Source organism: Pseudomonas sp. zbq_18 (genome assembly GCF_043102245.1).
Classification (GTDB): Bacteria; Pseudomonadota; Gammaproteobacteria; order Pseudomonadales; family Pseudomonadaceae; genus Aquipseudomonas.
Genome location: NZ_JBICIT010000013.1, coordinates 265,481 through 283,598 on the forward strand (window position 1 = coordinate 265,481; position 18,118 = coordinate 283,598).

13 protein-coding genes and 1 other RNA gene are annotated in these 18,118 nt (G+C 64.4%); 8 read left to right on the forward strand and 6 right to left on the reverse strand.

The window, feature by feature from the left end; genetic code table 11:
* Positions 1 to 141: 141 nt before the first annotated feature.
* From ACF8C6_RS10830 to ACF8C6_RS10860, 7 genes are read left to right on the forward strand one after another with little or no spacing between them, the layout of a single operon-like run.
* A complete protein-coding gene (locus ACF8C6_RS10830) occupies positions 142 to 1,116 on the forward strand; it encodes an AAA family ATPase (RefSeq protein ID WP_392499273.1) in 975 nt (324 codons plus the stop codon).
* Positions 1,117 to 1,126: 10 nt separating this feature from the next.
* On the forward strand, positions 1,127 to 2,074 hold the full coding sequence (locus ACF8C6_RS10835) for a DUF58 domain-containing protein (protein WP_392499274.1): 948 nt from the start codon (positions 1,127 to 1,129) through the stop codon (positions 2,072 to 2,074).
* Positions 2,071 to 2,577, forward strand: a complete 507-nt coding sequence (locus tag ACF8C6_RS10840; protein ID WP_392499275.1) for a DUF4381 domain-containing protein — start codon at positions 2,071 to 2,073, stop codon at positions 2,575 to 2,577. Before ACF8C6_RS10835 ends, ACF8C6_RS10840 begins: the two co-directional genes overlap by 4 nt.
* Positions 2,564 to 3,565 (forward strand): vWA domain-containing protein, encoded by a 1,002-nt coding sequence (locus ACF8C6_RS10845; protein ID WP_392499276.1) that lies wholly within the window; start codon positions 2,564 to 2,566, stop codon positions 3,563 to 3,565. The genes ACF8C6_RS10840 and ACF8C6_RS10845 overlap by 14 nt, the downstream gene beginning before the upstream one ends.
* A complete protein-coding gene (locus ACF8C6_RS10850; protein WP_392499278.1) occupies positions 3,565 to 5,154 on the forward strand; it encodes a VWA domain-containing protein in 1,590 nt (529 codons plus the stop codon). The genes ACF8C6_RS10845 and ACF8C6_RS10850 overlap by 1 nt, the downstream gene beginning before the upstream one ends.
* Positions 5,151 to 6,506, forward strand: coding sequence for a hypothetical protein (locus tag ACF8C6_RS10855; protein WP_392499279.1), 1,356 nt, complete (start codon positions 5,151 to 5,153; stop codon positions 6,504 to 6,506). The genes ACF8C6_RS10850 and ACF8C6_RS10855 overlap by 4 nt, the downstream gene beginning before the upstream one ends.
* Positions 6,503 to 7,501 (forward strand): HAD family hydrolase, encoded by a 999-nt coding sequence (locus ACF8C6_RS10860; protein ID WP_392499281.1) that lies wholly within the window; start codon positions 6,503 to 6,505, stop codon positions 7,499 to 7,501. The genes ACF8C6_RS10855 and ACF8C6_RS10860 overlap by 4 nt, the downstream gene beginning before the upstream one ends.
* A gap of 76 nt (positions 7,502 to 7,577) precedes the next feature.
* Here ACF8C6_RS10860 and ACF8C6_RS10865 read toward each other — a convergent pair whose 3' ends face one another.
* Together ACF8C6_RS10865 and ssrA are read right to left on the reverse strand one after the other, a co-directional pair.
* Positions 7,578 to 9,503, reverse strand: a complete 1,926-nt coding sequence (locus ACF8C6_RS10865) for a DUF389 domain-containing protein (RefSeq protein WP_392499282.1) — start codon at positions 9,501 to 9,503, stop codon at positions 7,578 to 7,580.
* Between the two features lie 163 nt (positions 9,504 to 9,666).
* Positions 9,667 to 10,023: a transfer-messenger RNA gene (ssrA, locus tag ACF8C6_RS10870) on the reverse strand.
* Between the two features lie 136 nt (positions 10,024 to 10,159).
* Here ssrA and ACF8C6_RS10875 point away from each other — a divergent pair.
* Entirely contained in the window at positions 10,160 to 13,078 is a 2,919-nt protein-coding gene (locus ACF8C6_RS10875) for an ATP-binding protein (protein ID WP_392499283.1), read from the forward strand.
* 15 nt (positions 13,079 to 13,093) lie between these two features.
* Here ACF8C6_RS10875 and ACF8C6_RS10880 read toward each other — a convergent pair whose 3' ends face one another.
* The 4 genes from ACF8C6_RS10880 to ACF8C6_RS10895 all read right to left on the reverse strand — a co-directional run bounded on the left by ACF8C6_RS10880 (position 13,094) and on the right by ACF8C6_RS10895 (position 18,061).
* A complete protein-coding gene (locus tag ACF8C6_RS10880) occupies positions 13,094 to 13,354 on the reverse strand; it encodes a hypothetical protein (RefSeq protein ID WP_392499284.1) in 261 nt (86 codons plus the stop codon).
* A gap of 90 nt (positions 13,355 to 13,444) precedes the next feature.
* Positions 13,445 to 15,157, reverse strand: a complete 1,713-nt coding sequence (gene dld, locus ACF8C6_RS10885) for a D-lactate dehydrogenase (RefSeq protein WP_392499285.1) — start codon at positions 15,155 to 15,157, stop codon at positions 13,445 to 13,447.
* Positions 15,158 to 15,159: 2 nt separating this feature from the next.
* On the reverse strand, positions 15,160 to 16,299 hold the full coding sequence (gene lldD, locus ACF8C6_RS10890; protein WP_392499286.1) for an FMN-dependent L-lactate dehydrogenase LldD: 1,140 nt from the start codon (positions 16,297 to 16,299) through the stop codon (positions 15,160 to 15,162).
* 67 nt (positions 16,300 to 16,366) lie between these two features.
* A complete protein-coding gene (locus ACF8C6_RS10895; protein ID WP_392499287.1) occupies positions 16,367 to 18,061 on the reverse strand; it encodes an L-lactate permease in 1,695 nt (564 codons plus the stop codon).
* Positions 18,062 to 18,118 lie beyond the last annotated feature (57 nt).

Here is an 18,118-nt window from a genome sequence, read left to right on the forward strand (position 1 = left end):
TCTATCTAGAGCCTTCTGTGCCTGGCTGCCTGCCTAGCGCATTGGTACCACTGTGCTAGAACTTGTCCGGGTAGCCACTTTTGTTCGGGTGCCTGGCCGTACCTAATTCCGCGCGCCATATCAGTGAGAGAAGGACATCCCATGAGTACCCGCGACGACATTCTTGCCCTGCAATCCAGCATCGGCCGCTCCGTGCTCGGCCAGGACGCGGTGGTGCGCCAGGTGCTGCTGGGCCTGCTCGCCAACGGCCACGTACTGCTGGAAAGCCTGCCGGGCCTGGCCAAGACCCGCACGGTGAAGGCCCTGGCCCAGCACCTGGAGGCGCGCATGAGCCGCATCCAGTTCACTCCGGACCTGCTGCCCTCGGACATCACCGGTGGGGAAATCCTGCAGCAGACTGCCGAGGGTAGCCAGATCAAGTTCCAGCCCGGCCCGCTGTTCGGCAACATCATCCTCGCCGACGAGATCAACCGCGCCCCGGCCAAGGTGCAGGCCGCGCTGCTGGAGGCCATGGAGGAGCGGCAGATCACCGTGGCCGGCAATAGCCACAAGATGGACAAGCTGTTCATGGTGCTGGCCACGCAGAACCCCATCGAGCAGGAAGGCACCTACCCACTGCCCGAGGCGCAGATGGACCGCTTCCTGATGAAGGTGCAACTGGACTACCCCAAGGCCGAGGACGAGACCCAGGTGCTGCGCCTGCTGCGCGAGGAAGAGCAGCAAAGCGCGCACGGCCATGCAGACGATCAGCGCCTGAGCCAGGAGGCGGTGTTCGCCGCCCGTAGCGAGATCACTCGGGTGCATGTCGCGCCGACCATCGACCGCTACCTGATCGACCTGATCAACGCCACCCGCTACCCGGCCGATTACGACGAGGATCTGGCCCGCTGGATTCAGGTCGGCGCCAGCCCGCGGGGCGGCATCAGCCTGGATCGCGTGGCCCGCGCCCACGCCTGGCTGGAAGGCAACGACTTCGTCTCGCCGGACGATGTGCGCGCCGTGGTGCACCCGGTGCTGCGCCATCGCCTGCTGCTGTCCTATGACGCGGTGGCCGATGGGGTGACGGCCGATCAGGTACTCGAGCGCCTGCTCGACAAGGTGGCGATCCCGGCCTGAGGAGCTGTCGATGCAACAGTCAGTCACGGCCGACGGCTTCGTCTACGCCTCCCTGGCGCAGTTGATGCAACTGGAGCACCGCGTGCTGGGCCTGAGCTTCCAGGGTCGCCAGCCGCACGCCAGTATCCTCTCCGGCAACCACGCCTCGCGCCTGCGCGGGCGCGGGCTTAACTTCGACGAGCTGCGCCACTACAACCCCGGCGATGACCTGCGCCACCTCGACTGGCGCGCCAGCCAGCGCTATGGCAAGCCCTTCGTGCGCAGCTACACCGAGGAGCGCGACCGCCCGGTGCTGATCCTGGTCGACCAGCGGATGAACATGTTCTTCGGCTCGCGGCGCAGCTTCAAATCGGTCACCGCCGCCGAGCTGGCCGCACTGTCGGCCTGGATGGCCTTCCACGGCGGAGACCGGGTCGGCGGCCTGGTGTTCAACGACAGCCGCATCGAACGGGTCAGCCCGATTCGCAGCCGCAGCCGGGTCGAGGCACTGTGCGCGGCCATCGTCCGGCAGAACCAGGCGCTGGCCGCCGACCTGCCCGACGCGGAGAACGAGCCGCAGCTCGACCGCGCCCTGCAGAGCTGCCTGGCGATGGCTGGGCATGATCACCTGATCTGCCTGATCAGCGATTTCGCCGGCGCCGGGCCGCGCACGCTACAGCTGATGCGTCAGCTGGCTGCGCACAACGATGTGCTTGCCATGCAGGTATACGACCCTCTGGCGCTGAATGTGCCTGATCGTGGGCGGATCATGGTCACCCAGGGCGAGCTGCAGGTGGAGCTGCAAGTCGAACGGCGCCAGGTGCACCAACCGCTGGGCGACTTTCTCCAGGGCCGGCTCAAGGAGGTTGCCACCTTGCTACGGCGCAGCCAGGTGCCGCTGATGATGATCAGCACCGGTGAGCCTACTCACGAGCAACTGCGCAGCGAACTGGGCCGCGCAGGCGGAGGGCGGCGATGAGCACGGACGAGACGCCGCACCTCGATCAGCTCAAGGAGCTGGCGCTGCCGCCACCGCCGGTCAGCTACTGGCCGCAGACCTGGGGCTGGCTGGTGCTGGCCGTCGTCTTGTTACTGGCCCTGATTGCCTGGGCGACTTGGCGCTGGTGGTGCTGGCGACGTGACCGTTACCGGCGCGAGGCCATCGCCCGCCTGGCCGAGCTGGAACGCGCCATCGGCGATGAACAACTGCGCGTGCCGGCGCTACGCGAGTTGCCCGAGTTGCTCAAGCGCGTGGCCCTGTCGATGCCGGATCGGCCGCCGGTCGCGACCTTGGGCGGCGACGCCTGGCAGGCCTTTCTGCAACAGCGCAGCAAGGCGCCGTTGCCCGAGGATTTCAGCCGCAACCTGGCCACCCTGGCCTATGCCCCGGCGCCACAGCTGGCGGCCATGCCCGTCCAGCAGCTGGAGACACTGCTGACCCACTCCCGGCGCTGGATCGAGACGCACCATGTGGCAGTTTGACTATCCCTGGGCCCTGCTGCTGTTGCCGCTGGCGCTGCTGGGCCTGCGCTACCTGAGCCCCTATCGAGAGGCGCGCAGCGCCGTGCGGGTGCCGTTCTTCGCCGCGATGAGCCGCGCCGCGGGGCAGACGCCCGCCACCTCCGGCGTCGGTGGCAACGCCTGGCAGCTGGCGCTCAACCTGCTGGTGTGGGCGCTGCTGGTGGTGGCCTGCGCACGGCCGGTGCTGGTGGAGAAACCCATCGAGCGCGAACAGCCGGTGCGCGACCTGATGCTGGCCATCGACATCTCCCAGTCCATGGACACTGCCGACTACAACAATGCTGCCGGCCAGCGTGTGGATCGCCTGAGCGCGGTGAAGGAAGTGGTGCAGGGCTTTATCGACAAGCGCCAGGACGACCGCCTGGGCCTGATCGTGTTCGGCACCGGCGCCTACCCCCAGGCGCCGTTGACCCTCGATCACGCCAGCCTGCAGCTGCTGCTGGAGGAAATCGCCAGCGGCATGGCCGGTCCGAATACCGCCATCGGCGACGCCATCGGCCTGACCATCAAGATGCTGGACAAGGCCGAGGAGCAGGACAAGGTGCTGATCCTGCTCACCGACGGCAACGACACCGGCAGCGCCATTACCCCCGAGCACGCGGCGCAGATGGCGGCGGACAAGGGCATCGTCGTGCACACCATCGGCATCGGCGACCCGGCCGCCACCGGCGAGGCCAAGGTCGACCTGAGCATGTTGCAGTCGATATCCCGCATCACCGGCGGGCAGTTCTTCCGTGCCGATGACCGCGCCGCGCTGGACGGGGTCTACGCCACGCTGGATCGCATCACCCCGCACAAGGTGCACAAGCTCAGTCACCAGCCCAAGCGCGACTTGTTCTGGTGGCCGCTCGGCGCGGCGTTGCTGGCGCTGGCGCTGTACCAGGTGCTGGCCGCGCTGCGTGGCCGTCTGGCTCGGGGGCGGGCGCCTGAACCGGTGCAGGAGGCCTGATGGTTATCGATCTCGCCGCCTTCCACTTCCTGCGCCCGCTCTGGCTGCTGCTGGTGCTGCTGGGCATCGCCCTGCCGTTCGCCTGGAACCGGGCGCGGCTGTCGGCCCTGCGTGCTGCGCCGATCGCCCCGCACCTGCTCAAGCATTTGCTGATGACTCCTGATGACCCGCACAGCCTGCGGCCCATCCATCTGCTGGCGGCGCTGCTGATCCTCGGTGGTATTGCCGCCGCCGGGCCGACCTGGCAACAGGATCGGCCGGAGTTCCTGGAGAACCGCGCGCCGCTGATCCTGGCGGTCGACCTGTCGTCGTCGATGGACGCCAACGACGTGCCGCCGTCGCGGCTGGAGGCGGTCAAGCACAAGCTGCACGACCTGATCCAGCGCCGCGCCGGGGCCAAGACCGGCTTGATCGCCTACGCCGGCACGGCGCACCTGGTATTGCCGGCGACCCAGGACCCGCAGCTGCTCGACACCTTCCTCCAGGCCCTGAGCGCCGGGATGATCGACACTGCCGGCAAGGATGCCGTCGGGGTGATCGAGCAGGCCAAGCGCCTGCTGGCCGCCGAGGAGTCGCCGGGCACCCTGTTGCTGCTGACCGACGGCGCCGACACCGAGCAGCTGGGGCAGGTGAGTGACAGCCTCAAGGGCAGCAAGCTGCAGGTGCTGGTACTGGCGGTCGGCCAGGAGGATGTTGGTGCGCTGCGCGATGCCGAAGGCATGCCGCGCCTGGATGCCAATGGCCGGGCAGTGCTGGGCAGTTTCGATGCCGACGCCCTCAAGCAGCTGGCCAGCGCCGCCGGTGCGCCGCTGGGCAGCCTGACCCTGGACGACGACGATCTCGACTGGATCGAGCTGCATGCCCAGCAGCACCTGCAGGCGGCCAGTGGCGACGAGCAGGAAATCCACTGGAAGGATGCCGGCTACTGGCTGTGCTGGCCGCTGGCGCTGATCGCCTTCTTCTCCGTGCGCCGCGGCTGGAGCGTCAACTGGCTGGCCGCTCTGCTGCTGGCCTGTGGTCTTGGCCTGCCGGGTACTTCTGCCCAAGCCGGCGCTCTGGCCGACGCTTTCTTCACCCCGGATCAACAGGGCCGCTGGGCCTTCGAGCATGGCCACTACCCGCAGGCTGCCGAGCACTTCCACGATCCTTACTGGAAGGGCCTGGCCGCCTATAACGGCGCGGATTACCAGGCGGCGCTGGCCAGCTTCGCCCGCGTCGACTCGGCGCCGGGCTTTTTCTACCTGGGCAACAGCTATGCCCACCTGCTCAAGTATCCCGCCGCCATCGCTGCCTACCGGCAGGCGTTGAAGCTGCAGCCCGAGTTTCCCGAGGCCGAGGCCAACCTGGCCCTGGCCATCGCCTTGCAGAAAGACTTCGAGGAACAGCAGGAAGTCGCGCCGCAGATGGAGCCGGACAAGATCGAGTTCGACAAGGACCCGGGTAAGGGCAAGGAGGGCCAGATGGACGCGCAGAAAGCCGCCTCGGACGCCCTCTGGCTGCAGAACCTGACCACCTCGCCGGCCAAGTTCCTGCAACAGAAATTCCGCATCCAGAGTGCGCGCATGCAAGGTGAAGGAGAGCAGCCATGAAACGCCTGTTGCTGATCCTCCTGCTTGGCCTGCAGCCGCTGCTGGCCGTGGCCGAGCCCAAGGTGCTGGTGGAGGCGCAACTGGTGCCGGAGGGCAAAGCGCTGGTTGGCGCTACCGTCAATCTGCAAGTAGATGTGCTGACCGACACCTGGTTCACCGCCGCGCCGCAACTGCCCAAGCTGGATTTGCCGGGCGCCCAGGTGATGCCGGCGAGTAGCGACGCCAATCACCTGACTGTGCAGCGCGAGGGCACCACCTTCTTTGGCTTGCGCTTTAGCTACCAGATCACCCCGAACGAGGCGCGGCAATTCCAGATTCCCGCGCTGTCGATCCAGACCGTACCGGGGCAGGGCAGCGGTACGGTGACGGTGCAGACCGCGCCGCTGGATTTCGTCGCCAGCCAGCCCGAGGGCGTGGCCGTCGGCCAACAGGTACTGATGGCCAGGAGCCTCAAGTTCAGCCAGCAGATCGAGTCCTCGCATACGCCTTTGCGCGTGGGTGACAGCCTGGTGCGGCGCCTTGTCATCGAGGCCGAAGGGGCGCAGGCCATGCGCATGCCGGCGCCGCAGTTCGACGAGGTCGAGGGCCTGCAGCGCTACGTGAAAACGCCCAAGGTAGAACCGCTGAGCGATGGTCGTGGCAGCGTCAGCGGTGGTCGGCGGGTGGATGAGGTCAGCTATGTCGTCGACGAGGCCGGTGACTATGAGCTGCCGGCCATCGAGCTGCAGTGGTGGGACCTGACGGCCAACCAGATGCGCACGGCGACTGTGCCGGCCCAGGACTTCGAGGCCAGCGGCGAGCAGGCCTACCAGGCGCCGTTCTCGATTGCCGAGGATCTGCAGGCGCTGGGGCAGAGCGCGCGTATCCACATTACCCAGCACTGGCTGCTGTTGGCCGCGTTGCTCGTGCTCGGCGGGCCGGTGACCTATTGGGGCCTGCCTTGGTGGCGGCGTGCTCTGCTGGCCTGGGGGGCCTGGCACAGCCAACGCCAGCAGGCCTATCGGCAGTCTGCGGACTTTGCCTGGCAGCAGGTGGCGCAACAGCTGCGTGCTCAGCCCGCGCAACTGGGTGCGCTCTATCTCTGGGGACGGCGCAGCATGCGGGTAAACACCCTGAATTCGCTGGCCGGGAAAGTTGCCGAGTCCTCCGGCCAGCGTTTGCTAGCCTTTCTCAAGTCCTGCTACGGACCGTCAGCCAAACCTGCGCAGGCCGTTACGACGTTGCAGCAGGCGTTGCCTGAGTTGAAGAAAGACGCTTTGCGTCAGCAGCCTGCAGCCGCGCCCCGGCACGGCCTCTTGACCATGAATCCCCGCCATCCAGTGGCGGGCTCTACTGACAGGGAAGACCTATGAACAGAAACTCGCACGCCCTCATCACCTGGCGCTGGCTGCTGTCGCTGCTGGTCGCATTGCCGCTGCTGGCCAGCGCCGCCGACCCGCTGTCATCCTGGAAGGACGGTCCGTCCAAGCAGGCCATCACCCAGTTCGTCGCGGCCGTGACCGAGGAAGGCTCCAAGGACTACGTGGTGCCGGCCGAGCGCATCGCCGTATTCGACAACGATGGCACGCTGTGGAGCGAGCAACCCATGTATTTCCAGGTGCTGTTCGCCTTCGACGAAGTCAAGCGCCTGGCCCCCGAACACCCCGAGTGGAAAACCACCCAGCCGTTCAAGGCTCTGCTCGAAGGTGACAAGGAAACCCTGGCCGCCAGCGGCATGGACGGGGTGATGAAGATCGTCGGCGCCACTCATACCGGCATCAGCACAGAAGAGTTCTCAGCCAGGGCCGAGGCCTGGCTGGCCAAGGCCAAGCATCCGAAGAGCGGTAAGCCCTACACCGAGATGGTCTTCCAGCCCATGCTGGAACTGCTCGACTACCTGCGCGCCAACGGCTTCAAGACCTACATCGTCTCCGGCGGCGAGGTGGCGTTCATGCGCACCTTCGCCGAAGAGGTGTATGGCATCCCGCCGGAGCAGGTCATCGGCACCACCTTCGTCACCGAATTGCAGGACAAGGACGGCAAGCTGTCGATCCTGCGCCAGCCCAAGTTGCTGCATAACGACGATGGCCCGGGCAAACCGGTGAGTATCGACCAGGTCATTGGTCGCCGGCCGATTCTCGCCTTCGGCAACTCCGACGGCGACCTGCAGATGCTGCAGTGGACGGCCGCTGGCGACGGCAAACGCTTCATGGGCCTGGTACACCACACCGATGCCGAGCGCGAATGGGCCTACGACCGCGAATCCAAGGTCGGCAAGCTGGACAAGGCGCTGGATGCGGCCAAGCAGGGCAACTGGACGGTGGTGGACATGGCCACGGAGTGGCAGCGCATCTATCCGTTCGAATAGTGAACGATGGAGTGTGTCGGGTACTACCTTGCGGCGAGTAATAACGCCGCAAGTCGCTGATTGGAGAGTCTTACCCTTAAAGACTGATACGCGGCGTCAGTTCTAGCTCAATCGGCTGCTCCAGCTCGTGCTCCAGTTGAGCTTTAAGGCGTTTCATTTGACTGTAGGTAACGCCGCTACGCGACAGCACATCGGCATACAGCACAATGCGCTCGCCCTTCAGGCTGACTTGCACATTGCTCAAACTGATTTCTTTGCCGTCGAGAATAAAGACCTGTCCGGCGGCCAGTTTTTCGATCTGCCAGTGCTTGGTGATTTCGACAAACGACACGGTCAGTGGAATCGCCACCAGCACCAACAACACCAACGACACACTCAAGCCGCGCCGCGCACGCTGAAGTGGTGCATAGCCCAAGAACAGGAAAGTCAGTGCCGCGGCCAGCGCAATACCCACCAGGTTGGTCAGAAACAGCAGCATAGAGCCGCTGAACACATGCCAATCGAGCCAGCCTAAACCAATCCCCGAGACGCACAGCGGCGGCACCAAGGCCACGGCAATCGCCACGCCTGACACACTTTTGGCCACATCTTCACGCACGTTGGCGTAAGCCCCGGCAATGCCCGAGGCAATCGCTACGCCCAAGTCGAGCAAGTTGGGTTGCAAGCGCCCCGCAATCTCGTTGGTGATACGTTCAATCGGCACCAGTAGAGCCACCATGGCGGCGGTGCCCATGGCGAGGCACATACCGATGCCAATGGTTTTTAGCGATTGCTCCAGCATGCCGCGATCACCACGCAAGAGGCCCATCGCCAGGGAGATAATCGGCGCCATCAATGGGGCAAGCACCATGGCGCCGATAATCACCGCCGGGCTGGAAAGGAATAACCCCAAGCTGGCCACGATGGCGCTCAGTACCATCAAGGTTAGGAAGGTGCTGTGCGGCCGCGCCATGTCACGCAGGATGACAAACAGGTCGCGGAACTCTTCTTCCAGCGCGTGGGTAAACAGCGGCAGTTGCGTCTCGATCATTTTCAGCCGCTCTTCGTTACGCGGCAGCTGCTCGGTACGGTGCACTTCTTTGCTATCGCCGCGGCCGAAATACGCCTCGCTGACATTCATCAGCAGCGCCTTGGCGTGCAGTTTCAGCTCAATGCGCTTGGCTTCGCGGGGCTTGCCGTCAATGAAATAGGCCAAGGGGGCGTCGCTTTCCAGGGTCAGCTCTGGGCAACGGATAAAATTCACCGCGCGCGGTAACTTAGCCAGCGGTTGCTCGCCCTGAAAAATTCCCCGCAGCAAAAAGCCCAGGTATTCACCCACCGACTTAGGCGCAATCACCAGGGTAGAAATCAGTCCATCCTGCACTTCCAGGCGAGTCCCCATGAGCCGCGCCGCGGGGCCGCGAATATCGTTTTCAATCACTACCAAACCGGTGATAGCGGTGTGCAGAGCATTTTCTCGGGTGGTGGTCAGGTATACGGGAAAGGGTTTGATCTTGAAGAGGTTCAGCACGCTTATCCAAATCAAGGCTAAGCGATACAGCCACTGCTCAATCAGCGAGTGGCCGCGATTCTGAAACGTCTTACTACGGCCATCCAAAAACGGCGTTTCCCCCACCATCATCAAGCCCAAGGTGGTTTCGCCGTTACAGCGCAGCACGTCAACCTTTTGCGGCTGATCCGAGCAAGCCAGCGCGATGGCTTCGTCCGCATGGCGCGGCAGGTTAAACCACTCGTGCAGGTGGGTCTGCTTTTCGCGCGGTACCACGCCCAGTACACACCCTAAGCGCTCGGCGATGTCCAGATAAGCGGGCAACTGCTCATCGGTGAGCACCGCGAGCAAGTGTTGCTGCTCGCCCATAAACTCGGCAGGCGACTGCACAAAGCGGCTCTCGGCCACCTCAGTCAAGGCAATCGCATGATCGCTGGCATAACGGCGTAGCGCCTCCAGTCGACCGCACTCTTCATTGCCAACCACCAGCAATGCTTGTGTTATGTGCCCCATGCTACCCCCGAGTGAATAATGACCGTTTAGGGTTCCTAAGGGACACGTCCATGCGCTTTGGATACTCGCTTTGCGATCAGGCAAGGATTCTACGGACCCTATCGATATTTTTCGGAATCCAAAGAAAAGCCCCTGATTTCTCTAGGAAAATCAGGGGCTTATTTGGTGGAGCCGGGGGGATTTGAACCCCCGTCCGCCAGCTCTCCACTATCGGTTCTACATGCTTAGCCATCTCTACTGAGTTAACTCCGCGCCGCCCGAGTGGCAGGGTGCTTGGAGCGAGCTGCATAAGTTTTAGCCGTTACACCTGCAGCGAGCTTGGCGGCGATCCTGTTCTATCTGACAGACCAAATCTTCGGGTTTACAGGCATCCCCTAGGGTCTGCTGGCGCCCTTAGGCGGCCAGAGCGTAGTTGTCGTCGTTGGCAACTATGAAGTTGTGGCAGCGGATTTACGAGAACTGTCACCTACTCGGCATGCCCCTCAAGTTTTGCTACCGGCGTCGAATCCTAATCGGCCCCAGAACGCTCTTGCGAGGTTTGAGGCGGAGTTTACGGCAAAGGTTCCCCTGCGTCGACCGCGACAATGCCCGTACAATGGCTGGCCTATCTCAGGCCATGTGCCATTCTCTTCAGATTGGATTTCGAGGAGCGCTGGATGCCGCTTGCATCGCTCAAGCCTTTGCGTCGCTGGATCTGGCGAGCCTTTTTGCAGAGTGCATTGATTCCCCTGGTGCTGGTGGAGTCGGTGTTGATCGGTGTCTACCTCTACACCAACGAGTCCATCCGCGAGACGCAGATAGGCTATTTGCAAAACAGTGCGCTGCAGGATCTGGATCAAGCGGTACGCCGCGAGGGGCAGGTGATCGATGAGCGGTTGCGCGCCATCGAAGCTCAAGTCGGTATTTATCGTGATGCGGTCGGCGAGGCTTTGCAGGATCGTCGCTTCCAGCCGGACGAACTCGAACGCATGCGCCACGCCAGCACCCCTGATGGCGTTTTCTACAGCCGCAGTGATGATGGCCGAGCAGCCTCCTTTTATGCGGCCAGTACTCCCGTCGAGCAGCAGGATCGGGATAAGGCGCTGCGCCTGTCGCGCCTCGATCCGCTGATGCGCTCGCTCCAGCAAGCCGATCCGCTAGTAGCGGCGGTCTACTTCAACAGTTGGGATAGCTACAACCGCATCTATCCCTATTTCGATGTGCTGCAGCAGTACCCGCATGACATGGTCATCCCGCAGTACAACTTCTATTACCTGGCTGACGCCAAGCACAACCCGAGCCGCGGGACAGTGTGGACCGAGGTCTATCTCGACCCGGCCGGCCTGGGCTGGATGTTGTCGGCTATTGCTCCGGTTTACCGTGACGACAAGCTCGAGGGCGTGGTTGGTCTGGATGTGACCGTCGGCCAGATGCTCAGCAAGATCGGTAACCTGCAGGTCCCCTGGCAGGGTTATGCGCTGCTGGTGGGCAGTGACAACGAGATCATGGCGTTGCCTGAGGCGGGCGAACGCGACTTCGGTTTGCGCGAGCTGACCGATTACTCCTATGCCGAAGCGGTGCGCCGCGAGGTGCTGAAACCGGCTGATTTCAAGCTGGATCGTCAGCCGGGGCTGCAGTCATTGCTGGCTTCCATGGCCGAGCAGCGTCATGGCGTGCTGGAGGTGCAGCTTGGCGGGCGCAGTCAGCTGATGGCCTGGAGTGAGGTGCCGCAAACTCACTGGCGCCTGCTGATGGTGGTGGATGAGGCGAATATCTTTCGTGAAACCAATGGCCTGGCTGAGCAGTACCAGGCCATTGGTTATTTGCTGATCGCCGGTCTGGTGTTCTTTTACCTGCTGTTCGGCAGCTGGATGTGGCTGCGTTCGCGGCGTCTGAGCGATCAGCTGGCTGAGCCAATTACCGGCATAGTCGGAATGATGCGCAGCCTGGGGGCTGGTGAACGTCAGCCTCTACCTCCGCCAACCAACATCCGTGAGCTGGCGGAGATGGCGGAAGAGGTGCAGCACGCGGGGCAGCAGCTGCAACTCAGCGAGCAGGGCCGAGAGTCGGTGCAGCGCACTCTGGAGCTGGTGCTGGAGAGCACCACCGAGAGCCTCTGGGAAGTCGATGCGGCGAGCTTGAGCATTCGCATTAGCGAGCGTTTCGTCCGGCGTTTTGGTTTGCGTGACAGTAATCTGCCATTCGCCGAGTTCAACCAGCGCGTACATCCCGATGATCTACCGCGCGTGCGTCATCTGCGCCTGAGCATGGCTGAAGAACACCAAGTGGATTTCTTCGAGGCTGAGTATCGCTATGCCGATGCTCAGGGGCATTACAGCTGGCTGCTCAGTCGGGGCAAGGTCATCGAGCGTGATCGCGAAGGGCGCGCCGTGCGCGCGGCCGGCACTCATGTCGACATTACCCGGCTCAAGCAGGTGCAGGACGAGCTGCGTCGGGCGAGCCTGGAGGCGCAGGCGGCCAGCCAGGCGAAGAGCCGTTTCCTCTCGAGCATGAGCCATGAGTTACGCACGCCGCTCAACGCTATCCACGGTTTTGCCCAGTTGATCGAGCTTGAGGCGCAGGACCAGGCCGGACGTGAGCAGGAGGCCGAGTACGCCCGTGAAATTGTCGTGGCCAGCCGGCATCTGACGTCGCTGGTCGACGATATTCTCGACCTTTCCAGCATTGAGAGTCGCCAGCAGCAGTTGCAACTGCAGGCCATCGATATCGGCCCCTTGCTTCGGGGGTGTGCCGAGTTGGTGCAGCCCGAGGTGCAGCAGCGGTGCCTGCAATTACAGGTACAGGATCAAGCCAGTGCTCCGCTGTTCGTGCTGGCGGATCCGCGGCGCTTACGTCAGGTGATGCTCAATCTGCTGTCCAACGCCATCAAGTACAACAGTCCGCAAGGGCTGATTCGCATGGGGTACGAGGTGCGACCCGGCGGTGTGCGGCTGTGGGTCGAGGACAGTGGTTCGGGATTGACCGCAGAGCAGCAGCAGAGTCTGTTCCAGCCCTTCCAGCGGCTGGGGCGGGAAAACTCGAATATTCCTGGTACGGGTATCGGTTTGGTGCTGTGTCGCGAACTGGCGGAGTTGATGGGCGGGGAGATGGGCTTTGCCAGTGATGTGGGTTTGGGCAGCCGCTTCTGGATCGAGTTGCCCAGCGCCGCGGAGCCAGAAGCGGTAGCTGAAGCTGCCGCGCAACAGATGCAACGATCGTCGGAGGCGTTGCTTCCGGTGCTGTGCGTGGAGGATCACCCGGCCTGCATGCGTGTGCTTCAGGAAGGTTTGCGCGACATTGCGCGAGTCGAGGGCGTGCCTTCAGTGCGCCGAGCCATGCTGCACCTGGCAGAGCTGACGCCTGCACTGGTACTTCTGGATATTGACCTGCCCGATGGCAGTGGTCTGGAAGTGCTGGAGTTGATGCGCAGCAAGCCACACCTGGCCGATGTGCCGGTGCTGGTGGTCAGTGCCGCAGCGGACGAGGGACTTCTGGCCGAGGCTCGGGCCATGGGCGCTGCGGCCAGTCTGTTGAAGCCTGTAGACCTGCAGCAACTGCGCACCATGGCGCTGTCGCTATTGAGGCAGAACGCTTAGCGGGGTTCTCAGTACTTACTCGCTGGCTTGCAGCAGATTCAGTGCTTCATTGAGTACCTTCACTGACTCGGCGTGGTCGCCAGATTTGTGCAGCGCCTCGCCTTCTGCGCGCAAGCGCTGAACCTCGGCAAGGGTCTCGGGGTCGGCTGGCGGATCGCTCTTGAGCAATTGATCGATCTGGGCCATATCCTGCGGGCAGTGCATGGCCCAGAGATTGCCGCTGAACAGGCCGGCGCCGAGCAGACCGAGCGCGAGCAGTTGGGATATCCGACGCATGGGGAACCTCCTGAGCAGGGCTGGAGGTTTGAGTATAGAAAGCCCGGCGCAGGGGGGGCGGTCAGCCTGACGAGCGCGCTGACTATCGATTCAGTGCCCGCCGCAGCAGTCTGCCCAGTGCTTCTTCTTCGAGGTGTGGCCGATGCCGGGGTTGAGCGTGTTGCTCGGGTCCAGCTCGCGGTAGAAACCGGCCAGCGCGGGCTTGGCCACGTAGAGGTGGCCGACGTTGTGCTCGGCCGGGTATTCGGCGCGGCGCTCGTCGAGCAGGGCCCACATGCGGTGCTCCATGGCCAGCGGGTCGACCCCCTTCCTGATGATGTAGTCCTGGTGGAATACGTGGCAGAAGAAGTGCCCGTAGTAGAGCTTGTGGATGATCTGCTCTTCCATCTCGGCCGGCAGCACCTCCACCCAGTCACGGTCGTTGCGGCGCAGGGCGATGTCCAGCGGCACGATGTCTTCCACGCTGCTTTGGTGCACCTCGCGATAACGAATCGCCGCGCCGGCGATGGCGAAGCGGTGCAGGAAAGCCTTGCGCCCTTCCTCGGCATCGCACTCGAAGAAGGCGCCGCTGCTGCGCTGGCCGAAGTAGTCGGCGAGGAAGGCACGGGTCGCGTCTTTGGTGTCATCGGACACCCGTACCAGCAGGTGATGCTCGTAGCGGTCGCGGTAGTCGCGCATGCGCTTGGGCAGATGGCTGGGCAGCAGGTTCATCAGGGGCTGCAGTATCCGGTCGGTCACGCCGCGCAGGCCGAAGCGCTCGAAGAAGCCATCGACCCTGCTCTTCATGGCGAAGGCGGCAGGTACCTTGGCCGTGCCGAAGGTATCGATCAGCAGGAAGGTGTCCTTACCGTATTTTTCGCCGATATCGAACGCGGTACGGTGGATGTACTCGCCGGCGATCGGCAGGCGTGGCAGATGGGCGAGCAGGTGGCGGCGCACTTCGGTGAGGTCGTGCGGGTCGTTGCTGCCGATGTAGAACACCGAGCTGGCTTCCTTGGCGTAGGTGTCCAGGCGCACGGCGAACAGGCACAGCTTGCCGGCCGAGCCGGAGGCCTCGAACAGGCGTGACGGGTCGGCGTTGAAGCGCGCCGGGGTGTCGGCGTCGACATCGCGCACGTGCTCGCCGTAGCGCTCGTCCGAGGCCTTGCCGATATCCTCGTTGCGAATCTGCTGCGGGCCGTAGTCGCCCTGCTGCAGGCAGGTGAGGATTTCCTCGGGGCTTTCGCCCAGCTCTATCCCTAAGTGGTTGACCAGCTCCAGAGAGCCGTCGGCCTTGACCTGCGCGTACAGCGCCAACTCGGTGTAGGCCGGGCCGCGGCGTACCAGGGCGCCGCCGGAGTTGTTGCACACGCCGCCGAGCACCGAGGCGCCGATGCAGGAGGAGCCGATCACCGAGTGCGGCTCGCGGCCGAGCGGGGCCAGGGCCTGCTCCAGGCGGTCGAGGGTGGCGCCGGGCAGGCAGACCACCTGCTGGCCGTCGTTGATCAGTTGCACGCCGGTGATGCGCAGGGTGCTGACCAGCACGATCTCGCGGTCATAGTCGTCGCCGTCCGGTGTCGAACCACCGGTCAGGCCGGTGTTGGCGGCCTGCATGATGACGATGCGGTCGGCCGCCACGGCGGCCTGCAGCACGCGCCACTGTTCCAGCAGGGTGCCGGGGCGCACCACGGCCAGTACGCCGCCTTCGCCGCAACGGTGGCCCTTGCGAAAGCGCCGGGTGCTCTGCTCGTCGGTGAGGACGTGGTCGGCACCTACGGCGTCGCGCAACTGGGCGAGCAGGGTTTCGCGGCTGACAGCGGTCATGCTCAGAACTCCTTGACCAGCGAATCGCGGCTGATTTCGCTGATGGATTTGGCGCCGGTCAGGGTCATGGCGACGCGCATTTCCTTGTCGAACAGCTCCAGCAGGTTGCTCACGCCGGCACCACCGGCGGCGGCCAGGGCGTAGACGAAGGCGCGGCCGAGCATCACGCAGTCGGCGCCGAGGGCGAGCATGCGCACCACGTCGAGTCCGGTGCGGATGCCGGAGTCGACCAGGATCTTCAGGTCACTCTTCACCGCGTCGGCAATCGCCGGCAGGGCGCGGGCGCTGGACAGCACGCCATCGAGCTGGCGGCCGCCGTGGTTGGACACGACGATGCCGTCGGCGCCGAAGCTGACGGCGTCCTTGGCATCCTGCGGGTCGAGGATGCCCTTGATCACCATCGGGCCGTCCCAGAATTCGCGAATCCATTCCAGGTCTTTCCATGAGATGGACGGGTCGAAGTTGGCCCCCAGCCAGCCGATGTAGTCGGCCAGGCCGGTGGGGTTGCCACGGTAGGTGGAGATATTGCCCAGGTCGTGCGGCTTGCCCAGCAGGCCGACGTCCCAGGCCCACTGCGGGTGAGTCATGGCCTGCAGCACGCGGCGCAGCGGCGCATTCGGGCCGCTCATGCCGGAATGGGCGTCGCGGTAGCGGGCGCCGGGCACCGGCATGTCGACGGTGAACACCAGGGTGGTGACGCCGGCGGCCTTGGCCCGTTCCAGGGCGTTACGCATGAAGCCGCGATCCTTCAACACATAGAGCTGGAACCACATTGGCCGGTCGATGGCCGGGGCGACTTCCTCGATCGGGCAGACCGAGACGGTGGAGAGGGTGAAGGGAATGCCCTTGGCCGCCGCGGCCTTGGCCGCCTGTACTTCACCGCGGCGCGCGTACATGCCGGTCAGGCCGACCGGCGCCAGGGCCACCGGCATGGCCAGCTTCTCGCCGAACAGCTCGGTTTCCAGGCTCAGCTCGGACATATTGCGCAGCACGCGCTGGCGCAGGGCGATGTCGGCCAGGTCGGCGACGTTACGCTGCAGCGTGTGCTCGGCGTAGGCGCCGCCATCGATGTAGTGGAACAGGAACGGCGGCAGCTTGCGCTGGGCGGCGGCACGGTAGTCGGTCGAGGCTGAGATGATCATGGGCAGATTTCCGTGAGGTCTGTTACGACCGCGCCCTGCGCGGGGCAGGGCGTGGCCAGGCTGCTGTTCAGAGCCCTTGCAGTGGGTCGCTGATACCGAAGACATGGATCGCGATCAGGGCGATCACTCCAGTAAAGAGCACGTAGTACAGGGTCGGCCACACCGTCTTGCGCAAGGTGCTGCCTTCGCGCCCAAGCAGGCCGACGGTGGCGGAGGCGGCCACTACGTTGTGGATCGCCACCATGTTGCCGGCGGCGGCGCCGATGGCCTGCACGGCGACGATCAGCGCGGTGGAGATGCCGAGGTTGTGCGCCACGCCGAACTGGAACTGGCTGAGCATCATGTTGCTCACCGTGTTGGAGCCGGCGATGAAGGCGCCGAGGGCGCCAACCGACGGAGCCAGCAGCGGATAGATGCTGCCGACGCTGTCGGCTACATAACGCGCCATGGTGATCGGCATGCTGGCCAGCTCGGCGGCGTTGACCCCGGAGTTGATCAGGATGCGCACCATCGGCACGGTGAACAGCAATACGAAGCCGGCGCCGAGCAGCACGCTGGACGATTCCTTGACCGCGGCCACCATCTCGCGTGCCTTCATGCCGTGCAGGAAGAAGGTGGCGATGACCACGGCGACCAGGATGCCGCCCGGCAGGTACAGCGGCATGAAGTCGGCCTTGATGCCGGCCTCGCCGAGGATGTCCGGGAACACCAGCACCACCGACTTCAGCGCGGCGCCGATGTCGGGGAATACGCGGCTGATCACCAGCAGGGCGCCAACCAGTACGTAGGGCAGCCAGGCGCGCAGGGTACTCATCGGGCGCGCGGTGAGGCTGTCCAGCTTCATTTCCACGCTACCCAGCCACTCGCTCGGCCACTCGTTGGCCGGGGCGAAGTCCCAGGTCTTCTTCGGCACCAGGAAGCCGACGCGCGCGGCGCTGGTGACGATAGCCAGACCGATCAGACCGCCAAGCAGGGAGGGGAACTCCGGGCCCAGCAGCACGCCGGTGGCGGCGTAGGGCAGGGTAAAGGCCAGGCCGGCGAAGAGGGCGAAGGGCAGCACTTCGAAGCCAGCCTTCCAACTTTTCTCGCGGCCGAAGAAGCGCGTCAGCATCAGCACCATCAGCAGCGGCATCAGGGTGCCGACGGTGGCGTGGATGATCGCCACTTCACTGGTGATCAGCTGCAGATAGGCCTCCCAGCTGGAGCCGTGGGCCGCGAGCTGGCTGCCGATGCCGGCGCTGTCCAGGCCGCTGTTGACGCCTACAATGATCGGCGTACCGACCGCGCCGAAGGATACCGGGGTGCTTTGCACCATCATGCCGAGCATGACCGCGGCCAGCGCCGGGAAGCCGATGGCGACCAGCAGCGGCGCGGCGATGGCGGCCGGTGTGCCAAAGCCCGAGGCACCCTCGATGAAGCAGCCGAACAGCCAGGCGATGATCAGCGCCTGAATGCGCCGGTCCGGGCTGATGGTGGTGAAGCCGGCGCGAATCGCGGTGATGCCGCCGGAGTGCTTGAGGGTGTTCAGCAGCAGGATGGCGCCGAAGATGATCCACAGCACGCCGCCGGTGATGATCAGGCCCTGCAGGGTCGAGGCGAGTACGCGGTTGAAGCTCATGTCCCACACCGTCAGGGCGATGCCAGCGGTGAGCAGGTAGACCAGCGGCATGGCGCGCTTGGCGGGCCAGCGCAGACCGATCAACAGAATGGCGGCAAGCAGGATGGGCGAGAACGCCAGCAGGGCGAGCAATCCGGAAGACATGTGATGGCTCCGATCAGTGGCGCGCCAGGCGCTGCAGTGAATGGGACATGGGAGATA